General features: G+C 71.9%; 23 protein-coding genes and 1 pseudogene. 12 read left to right on the plus strand and 12 right to left on the minus strand.

Annotated features, from left to right (window positions below; genetic code table 11):
* Positions 1 to 81: 81 nt before the first annotated feature.
* Positions 82 to 873, minus strand: coding sequence for a DeoR/GlpR family DNA-binding transcription regulator (locus tag ABZ562_RS34970; RefSeq protein ID WP_361487684.1), 792 nt, complete (start codon positions 871 to 873; stop codon positions 82 to 84).
* Between the two features lie 171 nt (positions 874 to 1044).
* Between ABZ562_RS34970 and ABZ562_RS34975 the strand changes: the two genes are divergently transcribed.
* The 3 genes from ABZ562_RS34975 to ABZ562_RS34985 are packed head-to-tail and all read left to right on the plus strand — an operon-like array spanning position 1045 to position 4263.
* A complete protein-coding gene (locus ABZ562_RS34975; RefSeq protein ID WP_361487687.1) occupies positions 1045 to 2478 on the plus strand; it encodes an Nramp family divalent metal transporter in 1434 nt (477 codons plus the stop codon).
* A gap of 8 nt (positions 2479 to 2486) precedes the next feature.
* Positions 2487 to 3437, plus strand: a complete 951-nt coding sequence (locus tag ABZ562_RS34980; RefSeq protein WP_361487689.1) for a phosphoglycerate dehydrogenase — start codon at positions 2487 to 2489, stop codon at positions 3435 to 3437.
* Positions 3438 to 3495: 58 nt separating this feature from the next.
* Positions 3496 to 4263, plus strand: a complete 768-nt coding sequence (locus ABZ562_RS34985; protein ID WP_361487691.1) for an aldolase/citrate lyase family protein — start codon at positions 3496 to 3498, stop codon at positions 4261 to 4263.
* Positions 4264 to 4282: 19 nt separating this feature from the next.
* Here the strand turns inward: ABZ562_RS34985 and ABZ562_RS34990 are convergent, their stop codons facing one another.
* The 8 genes from ABZ562_RS34990 to ABZ562_RS35025 all read right to left on the minus strand — a co-directional run bounded on the left by ABZ562_RS34990 (position 4283) and on the right by ABZ562_RS35025 (position 13126).
* Entirely contained in the window at positions 4283 to 5653 is a 1371-nt protein-coding gene (locus ABZ562_RS34990) for a hydroxylase (RefSeq protein WP_361487692.1), read from the minus strand.
* A 76-nt stretch (positions 5654 to 5729) separates the two neighbouring features.
* Positions 5730 to 6719 carry a zinc-dependent alcohol dehydrogenase family protein gene (locus tag ABZ562_RS34995; RefSeq protein ID WP_361487695.1) on the minus strand — a complete coding sequence of 330 codons (990 nt, stop codon included), beginning with the start codon at positions 6717 to 6719 and terminating at the stop codon, positions 5730 to 5732.
* Positions 6716 to 7594 (minus strand): carbohydrate ABC transporter permease, encoded by an 879-nt coding sequence (locus tag ABZ562_RS35000; protein ID WP_361487697.1) that lies wholly within the window; start codon positions 7592 to 7594, stop codon positions 6716 to 6718. The genes ABZ562_RS34995 and ABZ562_RS35000 overlap by 4 nt, the downstream gene beginning before the upstream one ends.
* Complete coding sequence (locus tag ABZ562_RS35005) at positions 7591 to 8556, minus strand: sugar ABC transporter permease (protein WP_361487700.1); 966 nt, start codon at positions 8554 to 8556, stop codon at positions 7591 to 7593. Before ABZ562_RS35005 ends, ABZ562_RS35000 begins: the two co-directional genes overlap by 4 nt.
* Complete coding sequence (locus ABZ562_RS35010; protein ID WP_361487702.1) at positions 8549 to 9904, minus strand: sugar ABC transporter substrate-binding protein; 1356 nt, start codon at positions 9902 to 9904, stop codon at positions 8549 to 8551. Before ABZ562_RS35010 ends, ABZ562_RS35005 begins: the two co-directional genes overlap by 8 nt.
* A gap of 63 nt (positions 9905 to 9967) precedes the next feature.
* The gene (locus ABZ562_RS35015) at positions 9968 to 10729 is read right to left on the minus strand and encodes a DeoR/GlpR family DNA-binding transcription regulator (RefSeq protein ID WP_361487705.1); all 762 of its coding nucleotides are present in this window, start codon (positions 10727 to 10729) and stop codon (positions 9968 to 9970) included.
* A gap of 277 nt (positions 10730 to 11006) precedes the next feature.
* The gene (locus ABZ562_RS35020; protein ID WP_361487708.1) at positions 11007 to 12368 is read right to left on the minus strand and encodes a 6-phospho-beta-glucosidase; all 1362 of its coding nucleotides are present in this window, start codon (positions 12366 to 12368) and stop codon (positions 11007 to 11009) included.
* Positions 12365 to 13126, minus strand: a complete 762-nt coding sequence (locus ABZ562_RS35025) for a DeoR/GlpR family DNA-binding transcription regulator (protein ID WP_361487710.1) — start codon at positions 13124 to 13126, stop codon at positions 12365 to 12367. The genes ABZ562_RS35020 and ABZ562_RS35025 overlap by 4 nt, the downstream gene beginning before the upstream one ends.
* 130 nt (positions 13127 to 13256) lie before the next feature.
* On the opposite strand from ABZ562_RS35025, the gene ABZ562_RS35030 reads away from it, so the two are divergent.
* From ABZ562_RS35030 to ABZ562_RS35045, 4 genes are all read left to right on the plus strand, one after another.
* Positions 13257 to 14357: a PfkB family carbohydrate kinase gene (locus ABZ562_RS35030; protein ID WP_361487713.1), complete on the plus strand. Its 1101-nt coding sequence runs from the start codon at positions 13257 to 13259 to the stop codon at positions 14355 to 14357.
* Between the two features lie 80 nt (positions 14358 to 14437).
* Positions 14438 to 15856, plus strand: coding sequence for an extracellular solute-binding protein (locus tag ABZ562_RS35035; RefSeq protein ID WP_361487716.1), 1419 nt, complete (start codon positions 14438 to 14440; stop codon positions 15854 to 15856).
* Entirely contained in the window at positions 15853 to 16761 is a 909-nt protein-coding gene (locus ABZ562_RS35040) for a sugar ABC transporter permease (protein ID WP_361487718.1), read from the plus strand. Before ABZ562_RS35035 ends, ABZ562_RS35040 begins: the two co-directional genes overlap by 4 nt.
* Positions 16758 to 17582: a carbohydrate ABC transporter permease gene (locus tag ABZ562_RS35045; RefSeq protein ID WP_361487721.1), complete on the plus strand. Its 825-nt coding sequence runs from the start codon at positions 16758 to 16760 to the stop codon at positions 17580 to 17582. The genes ABZ562_RS35040 and ABZ562_RS35045 overlap by 4 nt, the downstream gene beginning before the upstream one ends.
* On the opposite strand, the gene ABZ562_RS35050 is transcribed toward ABZ562_RS35045, so the two are convergent.
* A complete protein-coding gene (locus tag ABZ562_RS35050) occupies positions 17572 to 18342 on the minus strand; it encodes a DUF72 domain-containing protein (RefSeq protein ID WP_361487724.1) in 771 nt (256 codons plus the stop codon). The genes ABZ562_RS35045 and ABZ562_RS35050 overlap by 11 nt on opposite strands.
* Before the next feature lie 6 nt (positions 18343 to 18348).
* Complete coding sequence (locus tag ABZ562_RS35055; RefSeq protein WP_361487726.1) at positions 18349 to 18588, minus strand: hypothetical protein; 240 nt, start codon at positions 18586 to 18588, stop codon at positions 18349 to 18351.
* 90 nt (positions 18589 to 18678) lie between these two features.
* Between ABZ562_RS35055 and ABZ562_RS35060 the strand changes: the two are divergent.
* Both ABZ562_RS35060 and ABZ562_RS35065 read left to right on the plus strand, forming a co-directional pair.
* Positions 18679 to 19305, plus strand: a pseudogene (locus ABZ562_RS35060) (phosphoribosyltransferase); the annotation flags it as partial.
* A 53-nt stretch (positions 19306 to 19358) separates the two neighbouring features.
* On the plus strand, positions 19359 to 19628 hold the full coding sequence (locus ABZ562_RS35065; protein ID WP_055551856.1) for a DUF1876 domain-containing protein: 270 nt from the start codon (positions 19359 to 19361) through the stop codon (positions 19626 to 19628).
* A gap of 269 nt (positions 19629 to 19897) precedes the next feature.
* Here the strand turns inward: ABZ562_RS35065 and ABZ562_RS35070 are convergent, their stop codons facing one another.
* Positions 19898 to 20131, minus strand: coding sequence for a hypothetical protein (locus ABZ562_RS35070; protein ID WP_361487730.1), 234 nt, complete (start codon positions 20129 to 20131; stop codon positions 19898 to 19900).
* On the opposite strand from ABZ562_RS35070, the gene ABZ562_RS35075 reads away from it, so the two are divergent.
* The 3 genes from ABZ562_RS35075 to ABZ562_RS35085 all read left to right on the plus strand — a co-directional run bounded on the left by ABZ562_RS35075 (position 20121) and on the right by ABZ562_RS35085 (position 22680).
* Complete coding sequence (locus ABZ562_RS35075) at positions 20121 to 20525, plus strand: DUF4232 domain-containing protein (RefSeq protein WP_361487733.1); 405 nt, start codon at positions 20121 to 20123, stop codon at positions 20523 to 20525. The two genes, ABZ562_RS35070 and ABZ562_RS35075, sit on opposite strands and share 11 nt — an antisense overlap.
* 197 nt (positions 20526 to 20722) lie before the next feature.
* Positions 20723 to 20896, plus strand: coding sequence for a hypothetical protein (locus tag ABZ562_RS35080; protein WP_361487736.1), 174 nt, complete (start codon positions 20723 to 20725; stop codon positions 20894 to 20896).
* Positions 20893 to 22680 carry an HEXXH motif domain-containing protein gene (locus ABZ562_RS35085; RefSeq protein ID WP_361487738.1) on the plus strand — a complete coding sequence of 596 codons (1788 nt, stop codon included), beginning with the start codon at positions 20893 to 20895 and terminating at the stop codon, positions 22678 to 22680. The genes ABZ562_RS35080 and ABZ562_RS35085 overlap by 4 nt, the downstream gene beginning before the upstream one ends.
* Positions 22681 to 22688 lie beyond the last annotated feature (8 nt).

Here is a 22688-nt window from a genome sequence, read left to right on the forward strand (position 1 = left end):
CTCTTCCCCCCCCCCGCGCGCGGTGGGGCTCCCGGGGGGGGGGGGCGGCCCTCTCTACCCCCCCCCCCCCCCCGCCCCTTCTCATACGGTGATCACTTCCGTCTCGGGCAGGGCGTGGAACGGCGCGAGCTGGTCATCGGTGGCGCCGTCGTCGGTGACCAGCGTCCAGGGCCCGTCCAGCGGGGCCCACGCGGTGAACGGGGACTGGCCGAGCTTGCTGCTGTCGGCGAGCACGAACACCTCCCGGCCGCGGTCGGCCATCATCTCCTTCAGTGAGGTCTGGTGCAGACTGGCCTCGCATATGCCGCGCCGCGCGTCGAGCCCGTCGGCGCCCAGGAAGACCTTGTCCGCGGTGAGCCGGGACAGGGTGAGTTCGGCGAGCGGGCCGACGAAGCCCTGGCTGACGTGGCGCAGCGTCCCCGCGAGCGTGATCAGCTCGATGCCGTCCACCTCGGCCAGCGCCCGCAGCGCGGTCAATCCGCTGGTGATGACGGTGAGTTCGGTGCGGGCGCGCAGATGGTGGGCGAGCCGGCCGGTGGTGGTGCCCGCGTCCAGGATGACGGTGTCGCCCTGCCCGATCCGGGTGGCCGCCCACCGTCCGATGCGGTCCTTCTCGGCCACCGCGAGCCCGCTGCGCTGCCCGAGCGTCGGCTCGGCGGTGTGCCCCGCGCTCATCGCGCCGCCGTAGGTGCGGGCGATGGTGCCCTGCTCTGTGAGCAGGGCGAGGTCCCGGCGGATGGTGGAGGGGGTCACCTCCAGTGAGCGCGCGAGTTCCTCGACGACGACCGTGCCATCGGTCCGGATCGTGCGGGCGATCAGTTCCCGGCGGTCGGCGGCGCGCAGTCGCCGCTGACCCTCCCCGTTGGATGTCATTTTTCGCCTGCCATCCTCTCCGCGACTCCCCGCGACTCTGCGTGACTGGGGGAGCACCCTATCAGTCTGCGCATTTCGCGCTGTTTCATCGTGGACATGGGGCAGACTCTTGCGTGTTACGTGCAAGCATGCGAGCGTTCCGCTCACAACACGCATGTAGCGGGAGGGTCCATGAAGGCGGAGAGTGTGCCGGTCGACGTCGGGGCGGGCAGCGAACCCGCGTCCGACGATCCGTACGCACTGCGGGCGGGCGACGTCCTGGAGCCGCCGAGCGACCTCAAGGGCACCGTCAAGCGCCTCGGGCCCGGCATGATCCTCTCCGCGGCGGTGGTCGGCTCCGGTGAACTGATCACCACCACCTCGCTCGGCGCCAAGGCCGGATTCGTCCTGCTGTGGCTGGTGATCGCGAGCGCGCTGGTCAAGGTGTGGGTGCAGATGGAGCTGGCCCGCTGGACCATCCTCACAGGCAAGACCGCGCTGGCCGGGTACAGCCAGGTCGCGCCCAGAGTCGGCCGGGTCGGCTGGATCAACGTGCTGTGGATCCTGATGGACTTCGCCAAGATGCTCCAGCGCGGCGGCATGATCGGCGGCGCGGCGGCGGCGTTCAGCATCCTCGCCCCGATCGGCGGCGACCCGCTGGGCCGCACCTCGCTCACGGCGTGGACCGTCATCGTGATCGTCTCCGTCGTCGCGCTGATGTACACCAACCGCTACGGGCTGGTGGAGAAGGCCGGATTCATCACCGTCGTGATCTTCACGCTCTCCACGGTCGCCCTCGCCGTCGGACTGCCCTGGACCGAATTCCCCTACAGCGGCGCGGACCTGGGCTCCGGGCTGACCCTGTCCATCCCGGCCGGCACCCTCGGCTTCGCCGTCGCCATGTTCGGCATCACCGGAGTCGGCGCCGACGAGATGACCACGTACACCTACTGGTGTCTGGAGAAGGGCTACGCGCGCTGGACCGGCCCGGACGACGGCACCGAGGCGCGGGCCGAGCGCGCCGAGGGCTGGATCCGGGTCATGCGGACCGACGCCCTCGTCTCCTGGCTCATCTGCACCCTGTGCACGCTGTCCTTCTACGTCATCGGCGCGGCCATCCTGCACCGGCAGGGCCTGGTGCCCGAGGGCAACGAGATGATCAGCACCCTGTCCCGGATGTACACCGACACTCTCGGCCCCTGGGGCAAGTACCTCTTCCTGGCCGGCGCCATCGCCGTCCTCTACTCGACGATCATCGCCTCCACCGCGAGCGTGCCCCGGCTGTGGACCAACACCCTCGGCCTGCTCGGCCTGCTCGACTGGAAGAACGTCACGACCCGCAAGCGCGCCATCCGCGTGCTCACCGTCGTCCTGCCGCCGCTGTGGGCCGTCAGCTACCTCTTCATCCAGGAACCGGTGCTGATGGTGCAGGTCGGTGGCATCGCGGGCGGTGTCTTCCTGGTCGCGGTCGTCATCGCCGTATGGCATCTGCGCGCCACCGAGGTGGCCCCGCGCTTCCGCCGCAATCCCGCGCTGAACGGCGCGCTCGTGCTGAGCAGTGCGGCCATCGGCGCACTCGGAATCTATTCGGTCCTCGATGTCCTCGGCCTCGGGGTGGGGAGTTGAACCAGACCATGGGACACGACGTCCTGGTGACCACGCCGAGCTTCGGCCAGCACTCCCGGGCCCCCTGGGAGGTGTTCGAACAGGCCGGTGTCCCGGTGCGCGCCGCGCGCGCCGCGCATCCGCTGGCGCAGGCGCAGCTGATCGACGAGGCGGCGGGCGCGGACGCCCTCGTCGTCGGGCTCGACCGCGTGACGGCGGACGTCCTCGACGCGGCCCCCGGGCTGAAGGTCATCGCCAAGCACGGGGTCGGCGTCGACAACATCGACCTCACCGCGGCCGCCGCGCGCGGCGTACGGGTGGTCAACGCGCCCGGCACCAACACCACCGCCGTCGCCGACATGGCCATGGCCCTGCTGCTGGCCGCCGTACGCCGGATCGTGCCCGCCCACGCCTCGGTCACCGGCGGCCGCTGGGACCGCTTCTTCGGCCCCGAACTGGCCGGTCGCACGCTCGGCATCGTCGGCTTCGGCCGGATCGGGCAGGCCGTCGCCCGGCGCGCCCGGGGCTTCGACATGGAGATCGTCGCGTACGACCCGCACCTGCCGGAGGCCGTCTTCGCCGAGCAGGGCGTACGCTCCGTACCCCTGGACGACCTGCTCGCCCTGAGCGACGCCGTCACCCTGCATCTGCCCATGCCCTCCGGCGGGCCGCTGCTCGACCGTGCCCGGCTGGAAGCCATGAAACCCGGCTCCTGCGTGATCAACACGGCGCGGGGCGGGCTCGTCGACGAGGGCGCCCTCGCCGGACTGCTCCACAGCGGGCACATCGCGGCGGCCGGAATCGATGTGTTCGCCACCGAGCCCCCCGCCGGGAACCCGCTGCTCACCGCGCCGAACACGGTGCTCACCCCGCACTGCTCGGCCTTCACCCACCAGGCGAACGCCGCGATGGGCAGCGCCGTGGCCGCGGACGTGGTGCGGGTGCTGCGCGGCGAGGACCCGGTGAACCCCGTGGTGTGACGTTCCTTCCCTACGCCCCCTATCGACCGACCAGACAAATCGAGAGAAGCTCCAGACCATGAACACTTCCCCCGCCGACTTCGCATCCCGGCTCCGCGCACGTCAGCGGATCCTCGGCTACTGGGTCGTCCTCGACAACCCCGTCGGCACCGAGCGGCTGGCCGGGCTTGGCTACGACTACATCTGCGTCGACGCCCAGCACGGTCTGCTCGACTACAAGGGCACGCTCGGCGCGATGACCGCCATCGACGCCCGCGGCACCGCCGCCGGAATGGTGCGCGTCCCCGCCAATGACGGCTTCTGGATCGGCCAGGCCCTGGACGCGGGCGCCCGCGGCGTCATCGTCCCCCTGGTCAACACCGCCGAGCAGGCCGCCGCCGCGGTGAGCGCCTGCCGCTACCCCCCGCTCGGGGTCCGCAGCTACGGCCCGATGCGCTCCGGCCTGCGCGTCGGCCCCGTCCCGGCCGAGGCGAACGAGCAGGTCGCCTGCGTCGTGATGATCGAAACGGCGGAGGCGCTGGGCAACACGGAGGAGATCTGCGCGACGGAGGGGCTGGACGGCGTCTACATCGGCCCGTCCGACCTCACGATCGCCCTCGGCGGACGCACCTCCACGGACGCCTCGGTGGCGGAAGCGTTCGACGCGGCCCTGGCGAAGGTCGCGCGGGCCGCGGAGGCGGCCGGGATCGCGGCCGGGATCCACTGCCCGGACGGCGCCACGGCCGCCAAGCGGCTGGCCCAGGGCTTCACGTTCGCCACGGTCAGCTGCGACCTGGTCCACCTGGAGCAGGCCGCGGCGGCCCACCTCCGCGACGCCACCGCCTGACCCGGACCCTCGCCCGGGGCTACGGCTCGACCCGCAACGGCGGGGACGCCAGGCCCCGGGCCCGGGGGAGCAGCACCGTCCGCAGGGCGACGGCGGGGGAGAGCAGACGGGACGGCGGCGCGGCCAGGTGGGTGATGTCGCGGAACGCGGCGCCGACCACGGGATCGATGGCCGCCCGGTCCGCCAGCCGCCCGAAGTACCAGGTCTGCACCCGCTCGGCGGCGCCCGGCGGCGTGGTGTCCGAGCCCGCCGCGTACGGGCGGTCCGCGCCGACGGCGGTCAGCCAGGCGGTGTCGCCCGCCCGGGCGACGGCGCGCTGGGCGGCGGCCGCGAGGCCGGGGCGCACCCCGCCGCCGGCCAGGGCGCCACGCAGCGCCAGCCCGCTCAGCGCGGCGACGGACATCCCCTGCCCGTAGATCGGGTTGAACGTACAGGCCGCGTCCGCGACCACGACGAACCCCTCCGGCACCGCGCCCGGCGCGTCGTAGTGGCGGCGGCGGTTGGAGGTGTCCCGGTAGCCGTACGGCGGGGACACCGGCTCGCAGGTGCGCAGGTGTTCGTACAACTCGGGGGCGCCGAGGCCCTGTACGAAATCGGGCACGGCCGGCCCCTCGGCCGGCGGATGATGTCCGCGCACACCGGCGAGGGTCAGCAGCCAGTTGCCGCCCTCGACCGGGGACCAGGCCGCGCCACGGGGACAGCCGGGGCGCGGCTGGATGACCACGGACATGTCCAGCGGCTCGGCAGGCCGGAACATCTGCGTGGAGTAGCCGATTCCGGCGTCGACGACCTCCTCGCGCGGTGCTCGGCGGCCCAGCTCGGCCAGCCACCTCGGGGCGCGCGAGCCACGCCCCGAGGCGTCGACGACCAGATCGGCGCAGAGCTCCCGCACGGCGCGCCCGGTGTCGCGTGAGCGCACCCGCACGCCGGTCACCCGGTCCGCGCCGCCGAGCAGTCCGATGGCCTCGGTGGCCTGCAGCACCTCCACCCGGGTCCCGGAACCGGCGGCCCGGGCCAGCACGCTCGCCCGTACGGTGGTGTCGAAGAGCGGACGCGTGCAGCTGATCATGGTGTGCCGGCCCTCGTGGAACCGGCGGTGCCAGCCGTTGGAGGCCCGGGTGATCACATCGCGCGGCGCCTCCAGCAGCCGGGCGCCCGCCGCCCGCAGCTCCGACGTCGCTCCGGGGAGCAGCTTCTCCAGGGCCCGGCAGCCGCCGCTGAGGAAGACGTGCAGATGGCGCCCCTGGGGGACGCCCTTGCGGAAGACGGGCTGCTCGGGATAGCGATCGCGCTCCACGATGGTGACCGTGTCCGCGTGGCCGATGAGCGCGGCGGCGGCCAGGGTTCCCGCCAGGCCGCCACCCACCACTAACGCGTCGCCCCTGCCCATCCGCCGCCTCCCGTCCACCGTGATCGTCGCGGCCCAAGCCTGGTGGTACCGGGCCCGGGCCGTCAACCACACACGGTTACGGCTCGACCACGATCTTGCGGCCCTGGCCGGAGCGGAACTGCTCCAGCGCCTCGGGGTACTCGGCGAGGGGCATCCGGTGGCTGATGAAGATCTTCGGGTCGAGGACACCGGAGGCGAAGAGCCCGGCGGCGCGTTCGTAGCTGTGCAGCACCGCCATGGAGCCGGTGATGGTGATCTCCTGGTTGTAGATCTTGTACGGCTCGATGGTGGCCCGGGTCGCGTAGTCGGAGACCCCGAACTGCAGGAAGGTGCCCGCCTTGGCGACCCGGCCGAGACCGTCCTGGATGGCGGCCTGGTTGCCGGTGGCGTCGATGACCACGTCCCAACCGCGCCCCTGGTCGAGTTCGTCGGCCGAGGCCGCGGCCCGGGAGCAGCCGAGGGTCTTGGCGGTGGACAGCCGCTCGGGGTTGACGTCGAGGACGTCGACGCTGGTGGCGCCGGTCCGCTTGGCCAGCTCCAGCATCATCAGCCCCATGGTGCCGGAGCCGTAGATGAGCACTTCGGCGCCCAGATTGCCGCTCAGCACGTCGTAGCCGCGCACGGCGCAGGACAGCGGCTCGATCAGGGCCGCGTCGCCGACCTCCACGTGCTCGGGGAGCCGTACGCAGTTGGCGACCGGCGCGACGGCGAACTCGGCGGCGCCGCCGGGGACGCTGACCCCGATGGCGTTCCAGTTGTCGCACAGGTTGCCCCGGCCGATGCGGCAGTAGCGGCATTCGTGGCAGTGCAGGGAGGGGTCGACGGCGACGCGGTCGCCGACCGCCACCTCGGTGACGTCCTTGCCGATGCCTACGACCTCCCCGGCGAACTCATGGCCGGGCACGATCGGCAGGGTGGGCGCGAACTCCCCCTGCAGGATGTGCAGATCGGTTCCGCACAGCCCGCAGGCCGCCACGTCGACGACGACCTCGCGGGGCCCCGGGGCCGGATCGGCGACCGTGGCGACGGTGACCTTGCCGGGTGCTTCGATGACGGCGGCCCTCATTTGACTGCTCCTAGCGACAGGCCCTGGACGAGTTTGTCCTGGGCGGCGAACCCCGCGGCCAGCACCGGCAGGGAGATGACGATCGACGCGGCGCACACCTGGGCCAGGAACAGCCCCTGGCTGGTGACGAAGCCGGTCAGGAAGGCCGGTGCGGTCTGGGCGACCACGCCGGTGAGCACCTGGGCGAACAGCATTTCGTTCCAGCTGAAGATGAAGCAGATCAGCGAGGTGGCGGCGATGCCGGGACCGGCGATCGGGGCGACGACCCGCCACAGGATGGTCGTCAGCCGGGCCCCGTCCATCTGGGCGGCCTCGATGATGGACACGGGGATGTCGGCGAGGAAGGACTGCATCATCCACACGGCGATCGGCAGGTTCATCGACGTGTAGAGGATGACGAGCAGCCACACGTTGTCCAGGAAGCCGATGTTCTTCGCGAACAGGTACACCGGCAGCAGCCCGGCCACCACCGGCAGCATCTTGGTGGACAGGAAGAAGAACATCACGTCGGTCCACTTGCGGACCCGCCGGATCGACAGCGCGTACGCGGCCGGAAGCGCCAGCACCAGCACGAAGAGGGTGGAGAAGAGGGAGGTGCCCAGCGAGTTGAGCAGCGCGGGCCAGGGGCTGGCCCCGCCGTCCACGCCGAAGAACGCCTTGTAGCCGTCGAGGGTCAACGGGGCGGCCAGCGAGGGCGGATTGGTGGCGGCGTCGCTCTCGGAGTGGAACGAGGTGAGCAGCATCCACAGCACCGGCAGGACGAACAGGATGCCGGTGAACCAGGCCAGCAGGGCGAGCGCGGTACCGCGGCGCCGGGCCCGCCGGGCGGCCGGCGGAACGGCGGTGATGGCCCCGGGGGCGGTCAGGGTGGTCATGCGCGGGAGGCCTCCTCACGGAAGAGGGACGACACCACGCGCAGCGCGAAGGTGGCGATGATGATCGTGCCGATCACGACCAGCACACCCGCCGCCGATGCCAGCCCGTACTCGTGGGCGTTGTAGAAGGTTTCGTAGATGGTGTAGGGGAGGTTGGCGGTGTCGAGACCGCCACGGGTGAGGGTGAACACGGCGTCGAAGTTCTGCACGATGTAGATCGACCCGAGCAGGGTGCCCAGCTCCAGATAGCGCCGCAGATGGGGCAGGGTGAGGAAGCGGAAGATCTGCCAGTTGCCCGCGCCGTCCAGCCGGGCCGCCTCGATCATGTCCAGCGGCCGGCTCTGCAGCCCGGCCAGCAGGATGAGCATCATGAACGGTGTCCACTGCCAGATCAGTGACGCCTCCACGGCCATCAGCGGCATATCGCTGAGCCATTCCGGCTGGGGCCCGCCCAGCCAGTTCAGGACGCCGTTGAACAGCCCGTATTCGGGGTTGTACAGCGCATGCTTCCACAGGAGCGCCGAGGCCACCGGCACCAGCAGGAACGGCGCGATGAGCATCGTGCGGACGAGGCCCCGGCCGCGGAACTTGCGGTCCAGCAGCAGCGCCAGCGCCAGCCCCAGCACCACGCTGATGATGACCACGGTGGCGGTCAGCAGCACGGTGGTGAGGATCGACTCGCGCAGCGCCGCGTCGCTCGCCACCGTCTTGTAGTTCTCCAGCCCCGCGAACTCACGCTTGTCGGGGCGGAAGGAGTTCCAGTCGAAGAGCGAGATCACCAGTGTCGCCACGAACGGCAGCTGGGTGACCACGATCAGGAAGATCAGCGCGGGCATCAGCGGTGCCCGGGTGGCCCACTCCCGGGCCCGGTTCCTCGTCGGCCGGCCGGTGCCGGGGGAGGCGGCGGCCACGGTCGGTGGGCGCTCGCCGCGAACGGGGACCGCCGTTGTCGGATTACTCATCTCGGTACTCCTCGCCCACCTTCTCGGCCAGCTTCTGCGACGTCTTCAATGCCTCGTCGACGGACTGCTTCCCGGCGATGGCGGCGCTGATCTCCTGGGCGACCTTGGTGCCGAGATCCGCGAATTCGGGGATGTCGACGAACTGGATGCCCATGGTCGGCCGCTCCTGCACCCCGGGGTCGCGCGGCTTGGCGCTGGTGATGGCCTTCCGGGTGACATCGGAGAAGGCGCCCGCGGAATCGCGGTATTCCTGGTTGGCGTACGTCGAGGCCCGTTTGCCCGCGGGCACGTTGGACCAGCCGAACGTCTTGCCGACCAGGTTCTCGTACTTCTTGCTGGAGGCCCAGGAGATGAACTTCCATGCCTTGTCGGAGTTGCGCGAGGCCTTCTGGATGCCCCACGCCCAGGTGTAGAGCCAGCCCGAGCTCTCGGTCTTCTCCACCGGCGCCTGCACATAGCCGATCTTGCCCTTGACGGGGGACTTGGCGCCCTCCAGCGACCCGGCGGCCGAGGTCGCGTCGTACCACATGGCGCTCTTGCCCTGGGTGAGGTTGTTCAGGCACTCGGCGAAGCCGGACTGGGAGGCGCCGGCCTCACCGTGCTTGCGCACCAGGTCGACATAGAACTTGGTCGCCTTGACGAACTCCGGCGAGGTCAGCTGTGCCTTCCAGTCCTTGGTGAACCAGGTGCCGCCGAAGGTGTTGACGACCGTGGTGAGCGGGGCCATCAGCTCGCCCCAGCCGGGCAGCCCGCGCAGACAGATGCCGTTCATCCCCTTGCGGGCGCCGTCGGCCTTGGCCGCGAGATCCGCCACCTGCTTCCAGGTGGGCCGCTGGGGCATCTTCAGATGCTTCTCGGCGAAGATGTCCTTGCGGTACATCAGGAACGACGACTCGCCGTAGAAGGGCTCCCCGTACAACTGGCCGTCACCGGCGGTCAGGGACTCCCGCATCGGCGGAAGGATGTCCTTCTGGTCGAACGCCTTGTCCTTGGCGACATGGTCGTCCAGCGGCATCAGCCAGCTGTTCTCGGCGTAGAACGGAACCTCGAAATTGCTGATGGTGGCGACGTCGTACTGCCCGGCCTGATTGGAGAAGTCCTGACTGATCTTGTCGCGGACATCGTTCTCCGGCAGCACCGTGAACTTGACCTTGATGCCCGTTTCCTTGGTGAAGTGCTTCGCGGTCAGCTTCTGCAAATCCATCATCTGCGGGTTGTTCACCATCAGCACATTGATGGTGTTGCCGCCGGAGCTGCCGCCGCCCATACCGGCGCACCCCGCGAGGAGCGCGCCCGCGGCCAGGGCCACGACCGGTATCCGGGCAGCACGAAGTGTCAGGACTGGCATAACGGGTCCAATCGGAGGGACGTGGGGGAGGGAGACTGGGGGACGGGAAGGGGGACGGTGGGGTCAGACCCGGAGGATCTGCGGGCCCAGCAGCGAATACCGATGGGCTTCGGTCACGGGCAGCCCGGTGTCGGTCACGATCGTCTCGAAGTCGGACACGTCGGCGAACCGGCAGAAGCTGACCGCCCCGAACTTGGTGTGCACCCCGGAGAACACCTTGCGCCGGGACACCCGGACCACCTGCGCCTTGACCTGGCTGACCGCCGGATCGGGGGTGGTGAGCCCGTACTGCCGGGAGATGCCGTTGGCGCCGATGAACGCCAGATCGATGACGAACCCGGACAGCATGTGCGTGGCCCAGTGGTCGACGGTGGCCATCGTGCCGCCGCGGACCCGGCCGCCCAGGAGCAGCACCGTGGTGTTCTCGCGGCCGGCGAGCCCGCTCGCCGTCGCGAGGGACGCGGTGATCACGGTGAGCGGCCGGTCCCGGGGCAGGGCCTCGGCGATCAGCTGCGGGGTGAAGCCCTCGTCGATGTAGACCGTCTCGGCGTCGCCCAGCAGTTCGGCGGCCGCGGTCGCGATCCGCGACTTCTCCGGGACGTGCATGGTGGTGCGGAACGCGAGGGTGGTCTCGAATCCGGCGCTCTCCACCGGGTACGCGCCACCATGGGTGCGCCGGACCAGACCGTGCTGTTCCAGCACCCGCAGGTCGCGGCGCACCGTCTCCTTGGACACTCCGAGGTCCGCCGCGAGCTTGCCGACGTCGACGACCCCGGCACGCCGCGCCATGTCGAGGATCCCCCGACGGCGTTCCTCCGCGTCCACACCGCATCACCTGCTTCTTCTTCGGGCTTGGCGAGAAGTTTTACAAGCACGCAACCGGGGTGGCCAGGCTTGGCACGGGACAGATCATGACCGGATGTGCCCGTTTCACGAACGTTATCTCAGCAGGTCAGATCCGGTAAGCGGACGCGCGGTGAGGATCGCGGACGCCTGAATCGGCGCGGAACGGGCCCGTTTCGTGCCCGCTTTCGAGAAGTTGGCCGAAACGGAGCCCGTTCGGGCGCGATCATGGTCTAGGGAAAGCCCGTTCGGACATGTGCTACTCCGTCGCCGGCAACCCCGAGGCGTCGAGAATCCGGCTCGCCACATGGACCGAGTCGACCAGCGGATGCAGCGCGAGGGCGCGCAGGGCCGCGCTCCGGGCGGCGGCGGTGCCACCGGCCCCGGCCGCACCGGTCGCCCCGGCCGCCTCGATCGTCGAGCGCTCGACCGCCTTCAGCGACAGCATCAGCCCCAGCTGGTCCGGAGCCACCGCACCGGTGGCCAGGGGGCGCGCCCCGCAGGCGTCCACCAGACAGGGCACCTCCACCACCGCGTCCGCGTCCAGCCCGGGGACGGCCGTGCGGTTGGCGACGTTGAGGATCAGCGTGGTGCGCTCGTCGCGGGCGATGGCCCGCATGATGGCCAGCGCGATCCGCTCGTAACCTCCGCCGTCCAGATCGCAGGAGTCGCGCTCCCAGCCGCCGGTGGCCTCCCGGCTCTCGGCCAGGTACGTCACCTCGCGCTCCAGCCGGGTCCGCTCCCAGGCCGCGAGTGCCCCGCCGCGGGCGGTGCGGGCCGTCTCGTAGAACCGGGCCTGCTGCTCGCGCAGGAACTCCCCCCGGGTGGTCGGGGCCTGCCGGATGGAGGCCACCGCCTCGCGGTTGAAGTAGTAGTAGTGCAGATACTCGTTGGGCAGCGCGCCCAGGGCCCGCAGCCACTCGGCGCCGAACAGCTTGCCCTCCTCGAAGGACTCCAGTGCCCCGGCGTCGGCCAGCAGCTCGGGCATCCGGTCCCGGCCGTCCACCACCACGCCCCGCAGCCAGCCGAGGTGGTTCAGGCCCACGTAGTCGTAGACGGCCCGGTCCGGATCCGCGCCCAGGGCCCGTGCCGCCCGGCGGCACAGCCCGACCGGCGAGTCGCAGATGCCGATGACACGGTCGCCCAGCACCCGCCGCATCGCCTCGGTGACCATGCCCGCGGGGTTGGTGAAATTGATGACCCAGGCGTCCGGGGCCACGGCGGCGATCCGCTCGGCGATGCGCGTCGCCACCGGCAGGGTGCGCAGCCCGTACAGCACCCCGCCCGCGCCGACGGTCTCCTGCCCGAGGACGCCCTCGCCGAGCGGGATCCGCTCATCGCGGGCGCGGCCCTCCAGGCCGCCGACCCGGATCGCGGAGAACACGAAGTCGCTGCCGCGCAGCGCGTCGTCGAGGTCGGTGGTGGCCCGCACCACGGGAGCGGTGGGGCGGTCCGCCGCCTGCTCGGCCAGGACCGCGCCGATGGCGTCCAGCCGGCGCCGATCGGTGTCGTACAGCATCAGCTCGGTGCAGCGCCCGGCGGCGTCCCCGGTGTCCTCCAGCAGGGCCCGGTACACCAGCGGCATCCGGAAACCGCCGCCACCCAGCACGGTCAGCCTCATACGGTCACTACCTCCACATCGGCCTCGCGGAACACATCGAGCGTCGCCGGATCGGCGGTCTTGTTGGTGATCAGGGTGTCGATCTCCCGCGGGCCGCAGACCCGCGCCAGCCCGGTGTCGCCCGGGAACTTGCCCGCCGTGACCAGCAGCACCACCTCCCGGGCCGAGGCGAGCATGGCCCGCTTGACGGGCACCTCCACATGCGTGCTGTCCAGCACGCTGCCGTCGGACAGCACCCCGCTCGCGCCCAGGAAGAGCCGGCCCACCCGCAGCTGCCGGATGTTGGACTCGGTGAGGAAGCCGACCACCGAGCGGTAGTTGGCGCGCACCTGCCCGCCGAGCAGGATCAGCGTCACCTCGGGGTCGTCGCGCAGCTCGTCGTAGATCGCCAGATTGCTGGTCACGATGGTGACCGGACGGCCGCGCAGCAGCCTGGCCAGGTGCAGGGTCGTGGTGCCGATGTCGAGCAGCAGCACATCGCCGTCCACGACCAGCTCCGCCGCGCGCCGGGCCACGGCTGCCTTCTCCTCCGGTTCGTCGACCGCCACCTCGCCGAACGGGCGCTCCTCGTCCGGGGTGGGCGCCGCCACCGCGCCGCCGTAGACCCGCGTCAGCCGGCCGGCCCGGCCCAGTTCGGCGAGGTCCCGGCGGGCCGTGGCCTCGCTGATCTCCAGACGCTTGGCGATCTCCCCGATCGGCAGCACGCCCTGCTCGCCGAGGATGCTCAGCAGCTTCTCGTGGCGGGTCTCTCGCAGCATGGGGGCAACGTACTCCAGGTGAGCGAGTCTGCGCGACTATGAGCGACCTCTTGCACAAAGCCTCTCCGAGGTGCATGGTGTCGCTCATCCGACGTCATGACGAACAAGGAAAGGCGCGCCGGTGAGCCCCATGTCCGCAGCCCCCGGTCCGATACAGCCGATCGACCCGCTCGCCGCGCTGCGCACCCAGGGCGACCCCGAACACGACGTCTACCTCACCGGCACCGTCTTCCTGGACATCATCTTCACCGGCCTCGACCACGCCCCGGTGCGCGGCACCGAGTCCTGGGCCCGCGGCATGGGCTCCAGCCCCGGCGGCATCGCCAACATGGCCACCGCGCTGGCCCGGCTCGGCCTGCACACCACCCTCGCCGCGGCCTTCGGCGCCGACGTCTACGGCGACTACTGCTGGGAGAGCCTGGCCCACGCCGAGGGCGTCGACCTCACCCACTCCCGGCGCGTCCCCGGCTGGCACTCACCGGTCACCGTGTCCATGGCCTACGAGGGCGAACGCACCATGGTCACCCACGAGCACCCCGCGCCGCCGCCCGCCACCCGCGCCGCGCCGCCCCGCTCCCGGGCCTGTGTGACCGCCTACGAGCCGGGCCGCCAGGAGGACTGGGTGCACCAGGCGCACGCCCAGGGAGCCAAGATCTTCGGCGACGTCGGCTGGGACGAGTCCGGCCGCTGGGATCTCGCCGCCCTCCCCGACCTGCCCTACACCCACGCCTTCCTGCCCAACGCCACCGAGGCACAGCGCTACACCCGCACCGACACCCCCGAGCGGGCGGCGGGGGCCCTGGCCGAGCTGGTGCCGATCGTCGTGGTCACCCGGGGCGCCGGGGGCGCGGTCGGCATCGACTCCCTCACCGGGGAGAGCGCCGAGGTGCCGGGCCTCGCGGTGGAAGCGCTCGACCCGACCGGAGCGGGCGACGTGTTCATCGCCGGTTTCATGACCGGAACGCTCGCGGGCTGGCCGCTCGCCGACCGGCTCGCCTTCGCCAACCTCACCGCAGCCCTCTCCGTCCAGCACTTCGGCGGCTCGCTCGCCGCGCCCGGCTGGGCCGAGGTGGCCGCGTGGTGGGACCGTACGGCCCGCTCGGCGGACCGCGAGCTGGTGGCGCGCCACCGCTTCCTGGACGGCCTGATCCCGGCCGGGGTGCGCGACTGGCCCCGGCCGCGGGCCCTGCCCACCATCGGCTTCCGGGCGGCCGACGCCCGCGGGGCCTGACGCCCGTACGACCGCGCTCGTACGACGCGTTACCTGCCGCACGACGCCCGCAGCACGACGCCCGCCCGAAGGAGAACCGCATGGGATGTCCCCGCAGCGGGGCGCGCCACCGGCCCCCACATCGCGCCTTACCCGTCGCCCTCGCCCTCGGCGCCACCCTGCTCGCCGCGGGCTGTGTGCCCGGCACCGACGGCTCGGGGGCCGCCGGATCCGGGGCCGGAGTGGCCACCGCCGTACCCGACCCGGGAACGGCCGGAAAGACCACGCTGACCGTGTGGGACCAGGAGATCCGCGGCGGCACGAACGGCGAAATCACCCAGCTGAACCGGGAGTTCGAGAAGAAGTACCCCAACGTGCGGATCAAGCGGGTGGCGCGGAGCTTCACCGATCTGAAGACCACGCTCAAGCTCGCCGTCTCCGGCAACAACCCGCCCGACGTCATCCAGGCCAACCAGGGCTACCCGGACATGGTGTCCTTCGTCCGCGCCGGGCTGCTCGCCCCGCTCGACAACTACGCCGGGATCTACGACTGGAACACCCGCTACCCGAACACCCTCCTGAACCTCAACCGGGTCTCCGTCGACGGCACCGACTTCGGCCGCGGACGGCTCTACGGCATCTCCCAGACCGGCGAGTTCGTCGGCCTCTACTACAACAAGGACCTGCTGCGGAAGGCGGGCCTGAAACCGCCGGAGACGTGGAGCGAGTTCACCGCGGGGCTCGCCCGCCTCAAGGAGCGGGGCGAGATGCCCGTCCAGTTCGGCAACCTCGACAAGTACCCCGCGATCCACACCTTCGGGGTGCTCCAGGACCAGTACGCCGCCGCCGCGACCCGGGACACCGTCCTCGGCCGTGGTACCGGCTTCTCCACCGCGGCCACCAAGGCCGCCGCCGCGACCCTCAGCGACTGGATGAGGCGCGGCTATCTGCCGAAGGGCGCAGGCGGCCTCGGATACGACGACGCGGCCAAGAAGTTCGCCTCCGGCGACGGCGCGTACCTGATGACCGGCACCTGGCTGCTGGCCGACCTCGAGAAGACGATGGGGGACAAGCTCGGCCTCATGCCCCCGCCGCCCGCGAAGCCCGGCGGCACCCCCGTCACCACCGGCGGGCAGGGCCTCGCCTGGTCCATCACCTCCCGCTCCCGCCACCCCGAAGTGGCCGCCGCCTACCTCGACTTCCTCACCAGCGCCCACGCCTCGGACGTCATGACCCGGCACGGAGTGCTGCCCGCCGTGCCCGGCCCGGCCGCGGCCGAGGTCGCCCCGGACACCGTCGACGGCCAGATGATCGACGGCTGGAAGCGGCTCAGCGCCGCCGACGGCCTCGTCCCGTACCTCGACTACGCCACCCCCACCTTCTACGACACCCTCTCGGCCGCCCTCCAGGGCGTCGTCAGCGGCAAGACCTCCCCGGACGAGCTGGCCGCCACCCTGCAGCGGGACTACGGCGCCTTCCTGCGCGCCCAGCGGCAACGCCACGCGGCGGCGACGCGATGAAGACCACCGCCCCGGCCGGGCGATACCACCGCCGGGCGCCCGGTGAACCGCGCGCCGTCGGCTACCTCTACATCCTGCCCGCGCTGCTCGTGTACGCCGTCTTCCTGCTCTACCCCTTCGGGCAGTCGGTGTGGCTGTCGTTCCTCCACTGGGACGGGCTGACCGCCGCCACCCCGGCCGGTTTCGGCAACTACCGCGACCTGTTCGGCGACCCCGCGCTGCGCGCCCCGTTCGCCCACGCCCTGCTGCTGCTCGTGTTCTACTCGGCCCTGCCGGTGGCCATCGGGCTGCTGCTGGCGGCCGCGATGTCCCGGGTGCGGATCCACGGCATGACCTTCTTCCGCACCGTCCTGTTCCTGCCGCAGGTCCTGGCGCTCATCGTGGTCGCGGTGGCCTGGCGGTCCATCCTCGCCCCCGACGGACTGCTGAACGACACCCTGCGCGCGGTCGGTCTCGGCTCGCTCGCCCGCCCCTGGCTCGGCGACTACACCTGGGCGCTGCCCGCCGTCGGGGTCATCGGGACCTGGGTGGGCACCGGGCTGTGCATGGTGCTCTTCCTCGCCGGGGTCCAGCGCGTCCCGCGCGAGCTGTACGAGGCGGCGCGGATGGACGGCGCCGGTCCGGTCCGGGAGTTCCTCGCCGTCACCCTCCCGGCCTTGCGGCCGCACCTCGCGGTGGCGCTGACCCTGACCATCATCGCGGGCCTGCGCAACTTCGACCTCATCTACGTCACCACCAGCGGCGGCCCCGGGAACGCCACCTCCGTACCCGCCTACGAGGTGTATCACCGGGCCTTCGAGACCAACCAGGTCGGCTCGGCCGCCGCGGTCGGCGTGGCCCTCACGGTCCTGATCTTCGCCCTGACCGTCACGGTCTCCCGGCTCGTGGAAGGACGGCGGGCATGACCACACGCCTGGAACGCGGCGTCACCTACGCGCTCCTCACCCTGTTCGCCGTCCTCTCGCTCGTCCCCGTCGTCTCCATCCTCACCACCGCCTTCGCCTCGCAGGACTCCCTGGGCACCGGGTTCCCGGCTCCGTGGGACGGGCTCCACTGGGGCAACTTCGCCGACGCCTGGAGCCGCGGCCACTTCGGCACCTACCTCGGCAACTCGGTCCTGGTCACCACGGTCGTGGTGGCGGCCACCACCGTGCTGGCCGTGCTCGCCGCGTACGCCTTCGGGGTGATGCGCTTCCCCGGCTCCACCCCGCTGTTCTACCTCTTCGTGATCGGGCTGACCCTGCCCCAGGAGGCCCTGGTCGTCCCGCTCTACTTCGATCTGCGGTACGCCGGACTCACCGACACCTACTGGGCGCTGATCCTGCCGCAGATCGCCCAGTCGCTGGCGTTCGGCGTGTTCTGGATGCGGACGTACTTCCGGGGCAGCGCACGGGCGGTGATCGAGGCGGCCCGGCTCGACGGGGCGAACAGCTGGACCACGCTGTGGCGGGTGCTCGTCCCGATGGGCCGCCCGGCGATCTCCACCATGGTCGTGATCACCTTCATGTGGACGTGGAACGAGTTCCTGATGGCGCTGGTGATGGTCAGCGACGAGGCCCATCGCACCGTCCCCCTCGGCCTCGCCTTCTTCCAGGGGCAGCACAGCTCGGACGCGGCGCTGCTCGCGGCGGCGTCGGTGCTGATCGCGCTGCCGGTGGTGGTCGTCTACGTGGCGCTCCAGCGCCGGTTCATCGAGGGCATGCTGGGCGGCGCGGTCAAGGAGTAGCCGCCGTCGCGGGCGTACGGCTGACCGGGAGGCCCAGCCCGGCGGCGGCCCGGGCGAGGACGACGGCGTCGTGGATCGCCGCCCCGCCCGTGTCGTTGTTGAAGTACGCGTAGACGTCGGCCTCGCCGGGCCAGGTGTCCCGCACCCGGCGCGCCCACGTGGCGAGCGCCCGGCGGCCGTAGCGCGGCGCGGGCTCGGCCCGGCCGCCGTGGAACCGTACGTACCCCCACCCCGCCGTCCGCCACAGCGGGGCGGCCGGGCGCGAGCCCACGTCCGCCCAGCACAGCGCGGCGCCGTGGCGCTCCAGCAGCGCCCGGACCTCCTCGGTCCACCAGGAGTCATGGCGCGGCTCGACCGCCACCCGGGTACCGGCGGGGAAGCAGGCCAGACAGGTGTCCAGCAGGCCGGGGTCGGCCCGCAGGGTCGGCGGGAGCTGGAGCAGGACCGGGCCCAGCCGGTCGCCGAGACCTTCCGCGTGGGACATCAGCCGCGCGACCGGCTCCTTCGGGTCGCGCAGCCGCTTGATGTGGGTCAGATAGCGGCTGGCCTTGACCGCCATCACGAACCCGCCGGGCGTGCGGTCCCGCCAGGCGGCGAACTGATCGCGCTCGGGAAGCCGATAGAACGCGTTATTGCTCTCGACCGTGGTGAAGCCCCTGGCGTACTCCTCCAGCCACAGCCGCTGCGGGCAGCCGGCGGGGTAGAGGACACCGCGCCAGTCCCTGTACTGCCATCCCGAGGTGCCGATCAGGACGCCCATGCGCGCTCAGGCCTCGCCCGGATGCCACGTCGGCCACTGTCCGGGCCGGTCGGCCCAGTGGACCTGATCCGGGTCGTCGAGGTCGATGCCGGGGAAGACCTGCCGGACGCGCGGAGCGAACTCTTCCTTCTCCAGGGGTTCGCACCCCACCCCCCGAAGCCGCACCCGCCGGTAGCGGCTGTCCGAGTCGAATGATTCAACGAAGACGGGGTAACCGGAATCGTCCCGGTTTGTGGCGTGCTCCATGCCTCCAGGGTGCCGGAGCCGCCGCCGGTTTGCGGCCCGGGGCATTGTCCGCTTGATTCGAAGGAGAGGAACCCGTGCCGGGGGTGAGCGATGATCTTCACTGACCGGGTGGACGCCGGACGGCGCCTCGCCGAGCGGCTGAGGCCGCTGGCCGAAGAGAAGCCCGTGGTGCTGGGGCTGCCGAGGGGCGGGGTGCCGGTGGCCTTCGAGGTGGCCCGGGCGCTGAACGCCCCGCTGGATGTGATCATCGTCCGTAAGCTCGGCGTCCCCTTCCATCGGGAGCTGGGCTTCGGCGCCATCGGCGAGGGCGGGGTACGGGTCGTCCACGAGGCGATCATCCGGATGAGCCGGGCGGACGAGGAAGAGATCGCCGACGTCGAGCGGACCGAGCAGGCCGAGCTGACCCGGCAGGCGCGGCGGTTCCGCGGCGACCGGCCGCGGATCCCGGTGGAGGGCCGTACGGCGATCATCGTGGACGACGGGATCGCGACCGGCGCCACCGCACGCGCCGCCTGCCGGGTCGCGCGCGCCCAGGGCGCGGCCCGGGCCGTTCTGGCCGTCCCGGTGGCGCCGCCGGACGCGGTCGCGTCGCTGCGCGAGGACGCGGACGAGGTGGTGTGCCTGTCCACGCCCCCGGACTTCTCCGCGGTCGGCGAGTGGTACGAGGACTTCTCCCAGACCGGCGACGCCGAGGTGGTGGACCTGCTGACCAGGTCGACTGGACAGCGGGGGGAGGCGCATCCTGGAAGGTGACGCAGGAGGTGATCGTGATGGAGACGATCGTGGGATGCGACATTCAGATGGAATTCCGTGAGATCGGTCCGCTGACCGAAGCCGTCATCCGGCTGCGGATGCACGACGGCACCGAGATGCTCGCCCAGGGCCGCGCGAACCGCAACCCCGACGACCCGGCACAGCCGCGGGTCGGCGAGGAGATCGCGGCGGCGAGGGCGCTGAGCAACCTGGCCCACCGGCTGATCGGCAAGGCGGGCGGCGACATCGAGGAAGTCACCCACAGCAAGGCACACCTGGTGATGTGACCGATGGCCCCGGTGGCTTCCCGGTCACCGGGGCCGGGTGGGGCGGGGGTGAGGAATTGCCGGGGAATGCGATCAATGTCCCGGAGACATAAGGGCGTCCAAGCGGGGAAGGGGGAGCCCAAAGAGAGCGGATACGACCCCGGGAGGTCGCTCATGGCGCAACGGAACGACACGACGACGCCCAGGCCCCGGAGGTCCCGGCCATGGTGCTTATGCGCACTGGCCGTCGGCGCGCTGGCCGTGGTGACGGCCTGTGGCGCCGACACCGGTCACCAGCGGTCCGGGCCGCCCGGCTCCTCCGGCGCACCGGACGGCGGTGAGCCGTCCGCCTCGTCCGTCAGCCAGTCGGCGGCGACCCGGTCGGCGGCGCACACCGGGCGCGCGGCGCCGGTGACGTCCGCCTCCCAGCCCGGCTCGTCGCGCCCCGTGACGCGCCCCGCGTCCTCGGCGGCGGTCGCGCACACCACCGCGTCGCGCCCGGGCGCCCAGCGCGTGTGCCCCACCGATCGCCTGGGGCTTTCCCTCGGGCGCGAGGACGTGGGCGCGGGCAATGTCCACATGCCGCTGGTGCTCACCAACAAGTCCACCGCCACCTGCACGCTCACCGGCTTCCCCGGGGTCTCGCTGCTGGACTCCGCGGGCTCCGCGATCGGCGACCCCGCCTCCCGGCGCGGCGGGTCGCGCTCCACGGTCTCCCTGCCGCCCGGCGGCAGCGCCTCCGCGATGCTGCACACCCTCAACGAGGGCACGGCCGACAAGCCCTGCTGGCGCACCCCCGCCCGGATCCGGGCCTACCCGCCGGACTCCTACACCTCCATGACGGTGCCGGCGCGCTCCTTCCGCGTCTGCGGCGGCGTGTTCGAGGTCGAGTCGATCCACTCCGGAAAGGGCGCCTGACGGCCGCCTGACGGCCCCGAAAGCGCACCTGACAGCGGCATACCGAGCCCCCCGGCGGGCGCGCCGGATGTGTCCGAAAATCTTGACAAGCCGGGCGTCCGCTGGCCGTGTTCACCCTTTCGCAATCAATAGGGGTAGGTCACCATAGGGATGCCTCACGTGAGCCGGTGTGGAACGTCCTTAAGGAGGGCGGTGTCATGGAGCGAGTCGCGACCGAGGTCGAGACGGAGCTGCTGGACCTTTCGGGAGCGACACTGGAAGACCTCGACCGGGACGAGGGGATCGCCGCGGTGGCGCTGTGCCTGATCGACGCGGTCCGAAACCCGGCGACGGCGGCCAATTCCTCCAATGCGGGGACGAATTGCGGTTGACCGACTCCCGCCATCACTTATCGGCGGAGTGCTTCACCGAGCTGGCCGCGGGTTCGGGAAGTGCGGCATCGGTCGCCGAGCTGAGATCCGGTCAGCGCAGCCGCGCGATGCTGCTCTTGCGGGCGCTGGTCGACGTGGCCGCCGTACATCCCGACCTCCCCGGCCCGCTGCCCCCCGCCGACGACGCCTGGCGACTGCTGATACGCGCCGAGCGCCGCTCCCCGGCCGCCGTGGAGCGGCTCTTGCTGCATCCGCAGACCGGGGTGTGGCTCAGCCGGTGCCTGCGGCGGTTGCGCGGCCAGGAAACGGCGGAGGCGCCGCTGTGGAGCGAGACCGGCTATCTGTACGCGGTGGCGGCCTCGGCCGCCCTCCTCGCGGGCATCGACTTCCGCATCGCCGTCGTGGTGCGCGACGGCGGGGTGATGCTGCCCGCGCTGGGCTTCGCCCTCCTGCCGGACCCCGCCACCGGCCTCGCCGAGGTCGTGCGGACGGGGGAGGGGGCGGCAGTGGTGGCCGGGCCGCATACTGTGCCGCTGCCCGCTTCCGGCTTCGCGGGGGACACCCCCGGGTGGCAGGGCCTGCGACGGCTGCACGGTGAGCATCGGGGGCACATCTGTTCGCCGTTCCTCGACGATGTCGACCCCTATCGCGACTTCTTCCGCCGCAGACCGCCGGACCGGCTCTCCGAGGACGCGTGGGAACGCTGGCAGGAACGTTTCGCGGGCGCCTGGCGGCTGCTCGCCGAGCAGCGCAACGTGGACCCGTCGGGGGTCGCCGCCTGCGTCGCCTCCGTGGTCCCCGTACCGTACGCGGCCCAGCCCGACCCGTTCAGCGCCTCATCCCCGGAGGCCTACGGCTGCGTCCTGATCAACGCCCCCGCGGCCGAGCCGGACCTGGCCGCCGCGCTGGTGCACGAGGCCCAGCACATCAAGCTCAGCGCCCTGATGGACCTGGTGCCCCTGATCGAGGGCGGCCGGGAGGAGGTCCACCACGCGCCGTGGCGGCCGGATCCGAGGCCGCTGCGCGGACTGCTCCAGGGGGTGTACGCGTTCCTGGGCGTGACCGGCTTCTGGCAGGACCGCCGGCACCGGGCCGAGGACGGGCCCGCCAAGGACACCGCCGCGTTCGAGTTCGCCCTCCGCCGGGTGCAGACCTCCCACGGGCTGGAGACGCTGCGCACCCACGCCGAGCTGACGCCCCTGGGCCGGAGCTTCCTCGATCAGGCGGCGGAGCGGCTGGCCGGCTGGTTCGCGGAGCCGGTCCCGCCCGTGCCGCGGCGGCTGGCGGAGGACCTGGTCGTCGACCACCGGCTCGTGTACCGCATGCGCCATCTGCGGCCCGAACCCGCGCGGCTCGCCCGGTGGGCGCTGGCCTGGCGGACGCGCGGTGCGCCGCCCCGGGAGCTGCCCCCCGCCTCGGTCGAGCCCGCCCTCGCGGAGACGGTGGGGCGGACGGCGCTCGCCAGGCTCCGGTTCGCCGCACCGGAACGGCTCCGGGACCGGAAGGGCGGCGACGACGCCCCGGACGGGGCCGACCTCGCCTGGGTCATGGGCGACCGGGCGGCCGCGCTGCGCGGCTACCGCGACCGGCTGGCCCGGGTCCCGGACGACATCGCCGCCTGGGCCGGGCTGGCCCTCACCCTGCCGGACGGCGCGGCCAGGGCGGCGCTGCTCCGCGCTCCCGAAGTGGCCCTCGCCGTCCACCGCGCGCTCCGGGACACCGGCGGCGCGGCGCCCGATCCGGTCGCTCTCGCCACCTGGATCGGGACGGCGGCCTCTCTCTGAGGACCACG

The sequence above is a fragment of the Streptomyces sp. NPDC019937 genome (assembly GCF_040631655.1).
Classification (GTDB): Bacteria; Actinomycetota; Actinomycetes; order Streptomycetales; family Streptomycetaceae; genus Streptomyces.